3 protein-coding genes are annotated in these 6,526 nt (G+C 40.8%); 1 reads left to right on the top strand and 2 read right to left on the bottom strand.

Features of this window, described 5'->3' with window-relative positions; genetic code table 11:
- Positions 1–110: 110 nt before the first annotated feature.
- Both GJU40_RS20055 and GJU40_RS20050 read right to left on the bottom strand, forming a co-directional pair.
- The gene (locus GJU40_RS20055) at positions 111–1,085 is read right to left on the bottom strand and encodes an HD domain-containing protein (RefSeq protein ID WP_154309825.1); all 975 of its coding nucleotides are present in this window, start codon (positions 1,083–1,085) and stop codon (positions 111–113) included.
- A 116-nt stretch (positions 1,086–1,201) separates the two neighbouring features.
- Positions 1,202–4,468 carry an efflux RND transporter permease subunit gene (locus tag GJU40_RS20050; protein ID WP_154309824.1) on the bottom strand — a complete coding sequence of 1,089 codons (3,267 nt, stop codon included), beginning with the start codon at positions 4,466–4,468 and terminating at the stop codon, positions 1,202–1,204.
- 720 nt (positions 4,469–5,188) lie between these two features.
- Between GJU40_RS20050 and GJU40_RS20045 the strand changes: the two genes are divergently transcribed.
- Positions 5,189–6,112, top strand: coding sequence for a nuclease-related domain-containing protein (locus GJU40_RS20045; protein ID WP_154309826.1), 924 nt, complete (start codon positions 5,189–5,191; stop codon positions 6,110–6,112).
- Positions 6,113–6,526: the final 414 nt, after the last annotated feature.

Here is a 6,526-nt window from a genome sequence, read left to right as displayed (position 1 = left end):
AATTATACCAAATCAAGGAGGGTTTTCTTTTATTTTTTAACTTTTACAATTTTTAGGAGATGTATTTCAGTGGTCTCGGACGGGTACCTTGTCCCACGCTTTACCCCGCATTATCCCCCAACTTTCACATATACCCCCTTCTCAGCCTTTTCCTTCGCTTCCCTTCCAAGTCTTTTGACTCTAGAAGAAAGCTGAGATGACGGAATAGGTTTACCCATCACCACAACGTCGGGATCTATCAGCCGGACTTTTGTCTTTCTATGTATGTGAAAGTGTTGTTCATCCTCCGTAAGTGCAGGGTTAGAATATAGCTGATTCAGCAGCTGCAATACTTCTGGATGATTGGTCCCCCGAAGGTGCTGTAAGAGCTCTGCATCTTCCTTGAGTAAATCCGCTGAAGCAATCAATCCTGAATCCCAGGCGGCCTTTAACGTCTTGGCCAGCGTATCATAAGCATAAATATTTAACGGATTCAAAAAGAAGCCAATGACTTCCTGATAGAAAACTTCCGTAAACCACTCCGCAGCCTCTACACTCCGGACGCAGATTACCCCTTCAACTATCTGCAATTCATCCATAAAAATTTTGGCGTCCCTCTGTGAAATACCTCCATAACGCAGCTGATCTCTTAGTGTGTAGTCTAATCTATCAGCACAAAGTGCCGGCAGCTCCTGTTCCAGCAGGCTCCATTTCTTTAGATCACCAAGTATAAGCTGCGAAGAGTATCCATACCGTTTCAAAATCTCGGGTATTTCAGAACGCAAGATCACTTCTTCGAAAATATCCTCATGATAATCTTCAGCCTCAAGACCAAACGCCATATCTACGACGTGTGAAAAAGCTGTATGCGACACATCATGAAGCAAACCCGCTATTTGTTCTTCCAGTGTGCCTCCCAGTTTTCTAATTAAAAGCATTGTCCCAATGGAATGCTCATATCTTGTCACATTCCATAATCTGTTTACCTGAAAGCTTGCACCCCCCTGGTAAATGCCTTTCAATCTGTGAAGAGGGGCGGATGCAATCAAGCTTCCCAATACATCGTCTAACTCAAAACCCCCATACAATTCGTCCTTTACATGCATCGTCTCTTCTCCTTTCACTATGACGAGAAAATGTCCCTTTTCCCTAAAAAAACCTCTCAAGCAAGGCTTGAAAGGCTCGGTGTGGGCGGGACGAGGGAACCGTCCCTGCGTCCCACTTATTTCTTGGTAGAGTCGTCATCTGTATCTTTAACAATTCTCATGATGTTTTCCAACAATCTTACCATGTCTTCTTTTTCATTAGATTGGGTTGGGTTTGCCGGGACTTCCGCTTTTACCTCCGGCTCTTCTTTTGTTGAGTCCACTCTTCGGTCATCCATGAGATAAGCCGGTATCAGCTGGCCGTCGGGAGTGACATACTTTTTGTTCATTCTTCTTGTATCCTTATCAAAGAAACTGTACACAATCGGAATAACAAGCAGTGTCAGCAGGGTACTGGTGATCAGCCCGCCAATTACCGCAATTCCCATCGGCTGGTTTACCTCAGTTCCTTCACCAAGACCAAGTGAGAGCGGAAGCAATCCGAGAATGGTGGTAAGAGCCGTCATAAAGATTGGCCTCATCCTTACCTTCACAGCTTCAACAAGAGCATCATATGTTTTGTAGCCTTGCTCTTTGCGCTGATTCACATAGTCCACAAGAACAATCGCGTTGTTCACGACAATTCCCGCCAGAACAATTATTCCTATTACAACTGGAAGGCTGAGCGGCGTATTCGTGAACATAAGCGCCAATGCCACTCCAACGATCATAAGTGGAACGGTAAACATGATTACGAACGGATATTTAAAAGATTCGAACTGAGCAGCCATCACAATATAGATAAAGACGATTGCCAAAACAAAAGCAAGCACCATATCGTCCAAAGAAGACTCCAGCAGCTCTCTGTCTCCGCCAAAAACAATTTCAGTTTCCTCAGGCAGATCAAGATCTTCTATCTCTTTATCCACTTCTCTGGAAATATCACCAAGATTGGTGGAATTTCTATATTTGGCAGTAAACTGAACAGCGCTTTGTTTATCTATTCTTTGCACAGAAGATGGACTGCCTCCGATTTCAATATCGGTCACTGCACCTAGATTTGTAAATGTCCCGTCAGGCTTTTTGATCAAAAGCCCTTCCAGTGCCTCTATACTTTCCGTCACTGAATCATCGTAGCTGACATTAACAGGATACACTTCATTGTTCTCAGCGTTTGTCATCTGAATAGCTGTAGAACCTCTAGTTACATTATTCACTACCATGGCAATTTGAGCTGGGGCAAGGCCCTGCTCTAATGCATTTTCCCTGTTTACCGTAATTTGAATTTCATCAACAGTGTCATCCAGATCTGATGTTACTTCAGTAATATCACTCATGCCAGACAATGCTTCTTCAATTTTTTCTACACTTTCAGCGAGTCTGTCTTCCTCAGAATCCCTGACATTGAAAGACAGCGTATTCGGGGCTGAACCAGCGGTAGACTGAAGATTAAAGGACAGCTCGGCTGTATTATTCACCGAAGCAGCAGTGCGCTCCATATTCCTTTTTACATTGTCTACAAAATCAAAGGTTGACACAGTCCTATTCTCAGCATCGTTAAGCTTAATATAAATCTCAGCTTCATTGGTGCTTCCTGTGCCTCTAAAAGTTTCTTGCTGAGTGGAACCGATTAAGCTGACATACAAGTCAACATCATTTTCCTCGGAAAGATCTCCTTCAAGTGCTTCAACAACTTTTCTAGTCTCTTCAAGCGAAGAGCCGCTTTCAAGCTCAACGTTTAATGTAAAGAAGCCTTCATCCGTATTCGGAAGGAACACAGCTCCCACTCTGGAAAGTCCATACAAACTTCCCGCAAAAACGATGACTGTCAGCAAAAGTACAAGCGCGCGGCGGCCAAGTGCCCAGCGAATTCCGGAATCAACAGATTTCATGAACCTTGATTCCTGACGCTCTGCTTCCATATCTTTTCTTGGCTTCAAAAGCAGCTTGCTTGCAAGCATCGGCACTACAGTTAATGCCACAAATAAAGAGGCGAACAAACTGAATGCAATCGTTAATGCAAACTCTGTAAAGAGCTCTCCGATCAATCCTGTAATAAAGATAACCGGCAGAAACACTGCTACTGTCGTGAGCGTGGAGGCTGTAATTGCAGGACCTACCTCTCTCGCCCCGTCATATGCAGCCTTTTTAGGATCTTTGCCCATCGATAAGTGGCGGTAAATGTTTTCAATAACAACAATTGCATTGTCAACAAGCATACCAATCCCAAGGGCCAGACCACCCAGTGTCATAATATTTAATGTGAAATTCGAGAAGTACATGAGTACAAACGTGACGATAACAGAATAAGGAATCGCAATTCCAATAATCAGCGGGCTTTTAAAACTCCTTAAAAACAGGAACAGTACAACCATTGCGAACAAACCGCCCAGAAGGAGGGTGTTCATCATGTTTCCAATAGCACGCTGTATATAATCTCCCTGATCAAAAATAATGTTTGACTCAATGTCTTCATATTTATCCTGCTCAAGAAGCTCATTCAGGCTATCTTGAAAATCACGTGATACATCAGCAGTATTTGCATCAGACTGCTGCAGTACGCTTAAAAGAATCGCAGACTCCTGATTCGCTCTGGTAATGGTTTGCGTTTCTTCCGGCTGCACTGCAATTGACCCAATATCACCAAGAGTCACATTATTTCCGTTAGCAGGATTTCTTGTAATCACCAAGTTCTGCAGTGTTTCTACTGAATCTATTGTACTCAAAACTCTTGTTGTTAATTGTTTGCCATCCGAGACAATCGTATCTCCAGGCAGAGAAACAGAATTAGCCCCAATCGCATCTACCACTTCAGATTGGCTGAGCTGAAACTCCTCCAGTCTCTCCTGGTCCAGCTGCACACGTACTTCCTCTGTAGTTAAACCAGATAAGTTAACGCTGGCCACTCCACGGATTCTAGTCAGTTCCTGCTCTAAATCCTCGGAAAGCTCCTGCAATGTTGCAGCATCAATACTGGAGGATAAAGACAATTGAATAATTGGAAACTGTGATGGATCAAATTTTAAAAATCTTGGATTTCCTGCATCATCTGGAAGAGGAGTGTCATTCAGCCTCTCCAAAATCTCAGATTGTACATCATCCAGCTTTGTGGTCCACGAAAACTGCATGAGCACCAGGCTGGCCCCCTCCTGTGAGGTTGAGGTAATTTGATCAATGCCTTCGAGCGTTGACAGTGATTCCTCCAGCGGTTTTGACACTCTCTCAACCACTTCATTCGGACCTGCTCCTGAGTAGTTTGTTACAACTACCCCGATTGGAGGATTGATTTCAGGTATTAACTTTAATGGAATATTCATAAAGGAGACTACGCCCAGTATAATCACTAACATCATCGTAACAAAGGTAAAAACCGGTCTCCTAATGGAAAATTTGCTAATTCTCATTGTTTGCTCCTTCCGCTTTTGACTCCTCGGTCATCTGTATATGTAAGATCGTAGGAATACCTTACTCCATTAATGACTGCTCGGTCAGTTCATAACTTTAAATATAGAGCAGTTTATGCCGTTTTTCAAGTAATAGAATGCTTGCCACAATATTGTAACAAATATGTGTAGAAATATGTCGGTGGAGAGATGCTAAAAACTAAACTAACAAGCGCAGCTTTTTCCAAAAGCTTATATGGGATACTACTCATCCTCTTCTATGCCGGATTTTTTATCCTCACTCCGCGATATGCGCTCTGTTTTTGCTTTTGCCGCTTTGCAAACGGTGCTGCTCGGTTTATCTATTTATTTAAAGAGAAGGTATTTCAAATAACAATCAATCCTCTGGTTTGTCAGAATCATTACCATGATGAACAGCCAGATACAGGCACTCATTTGGCAAGTCGCTGGATTTCAAAAATGTTGTTGCTATGCTAAAGCTTCATGTTTGTATTTATTAAAAAAACAGGACTTCCATAAAAGGGAAGTCCCGTAGATTATACTTACGCTATTGATGTTCCGTGTATTTTAGTGAGTTGAGTATATGAAAAGTAATTTTACTATTGTCATTTTTCCTATTTATCATTACTGAACTATATGATTTACCCGGATGAAATTAAATTAGATACATAGCTAATACCTCAACAGCAAATGATGTATAATAGACTTGAAGTTTTAAATATGAAAGGATGTCAATTATGCCCTTATAAAGCTCGTACTGAATCAACTGAACTACTTACTCTGAAATTTCTAAATGCGCGAATGAGGCTGTCTGATAAAGACAGGCAACTCTATTTGAATCTTAGAAAGGGTTATGAAGGTGAAAAATTATTCGACTCGATGACAGAAAAGATCCAATCTGAATGCTTCATTTTAAATGATTTGCTACTAAAACAACATAACACCACGTTCCAAATTGATTCACTTATTATTTTTCAGGAAGCTGTTTATCTTTTTGAAGTGAAAAATTTTGAAGGTGATTATTATTATGTATCAGATAGATTATATGCTGCCCCTAATTCTGAAATTTCTAATCCACTAAACCAATTGAACAGAAGTGAATCTCTGTTGCGGCAGTTACTCCAAAACCTGCATTGTAGTATACCAATTTATGCTAGTGTCGTTTTTATCAACCCCGAATTCACGTTATATCAAACCCCTCTAAACAAACCATTTATTTTCCCAACTGAATTAAATCGTTATATAAAAAAACTAAACATGATACCTTCACAATTAAATGAAAAGCACAAAATACTCGCAAACAAGTTAATTTCCCTGCACTTGAAAGACTCTCCTTTTGCACAATTACCACTCTATAACTATGAACAGCTGCAAAAAGGCATCACTTGCGGAAAATGTGCCTCTCTGTCAACGATGATTGATGGGAGGATGTGCATATGCAGGGAATGTGAACACATAGAAGCGGCTGCAAATGCCGTTATGAGAAGTGTGAATGAATTTAAGTTTCTTTTCCCTGATGAAAAAATAACAACAAACATCATTCACAACTGGTGTAAAGTGGTACAGTCTAAAAAAAGAATAAAGCGAATTCTAGAAAAAAATTTCAAAATTGTTGGGGTCCATCAGTGGTCTTATTATGAATGAATTTTAGAGGTTTTGTCCTTCATCGTCCGTATGAAGGGCTTTTTTGTTGCTCTTTCCACATTGTTTTGCCTTTCATCGAGGTTATGTAGGACATTTCCGTTGCTTTTCCTCTAACTTTTGTCCTTCATCGCCCTTATGAAGGACATTTTCGATGATTTTTCACACACTTTTGTCCTTCATTACCCTTATGAAGGACATTTTCGATGATTTTCTACTCAGTTTTGTCCTTCATCACCCTAATGAAGGACATTTCTGATGATTTTCCTCTCACTTTTGTCCTTCATCGCCCTTATGAAGGACATTTTGCTGGCTTTTTCACTCACTTTTGTCCTTCATCGATTAAGTCCATATAATTGTGTAAAAAGAAAGAGTCATTTTGTTCCTTCTTGTCAACACTGTTTTCAACGACGATAA

The sequence above is a fragment of the Metabacillus lacus genome (assembly GCF_009674805.1).
Classification (GTDB): Bacteria; Bacillota; Bacilli; order Bacillales; family Bacillaceae; genus Metabacillus_C; species Metabacillus_C lacus.
Note: the sequence above shows the minus strand (reverse complement) of the source record. Positions and strands in the feature narration are given on the sequence as shown.

What these genes read in the sequence shown, in the direction of transcription:
- GJU40_RS20055 (WP_154309825.1), bottom strand. Translation starts at nt 1,085, where the DNA reads ATGCATGTAAAGGACGAATTGTATGGGGGTTTTGAGTTAGACGATGTA.
- GJU40_RS20050 (WP_154309824.1), bottom strand. Translation starts at nt 4,468, where the DNA reads ATGAGAATTAGCAAATTTTCCATTAGGAGACCGGTTTTTACCTTTGTT.
- GJU40_RS20045 (WP_154309826.1), top strand. Translation starts at nt 5,189, where the DNA reads ATGAAAGGATGTCAATTATGCCCTTATAAAGCTCGTACTGAATCAACT.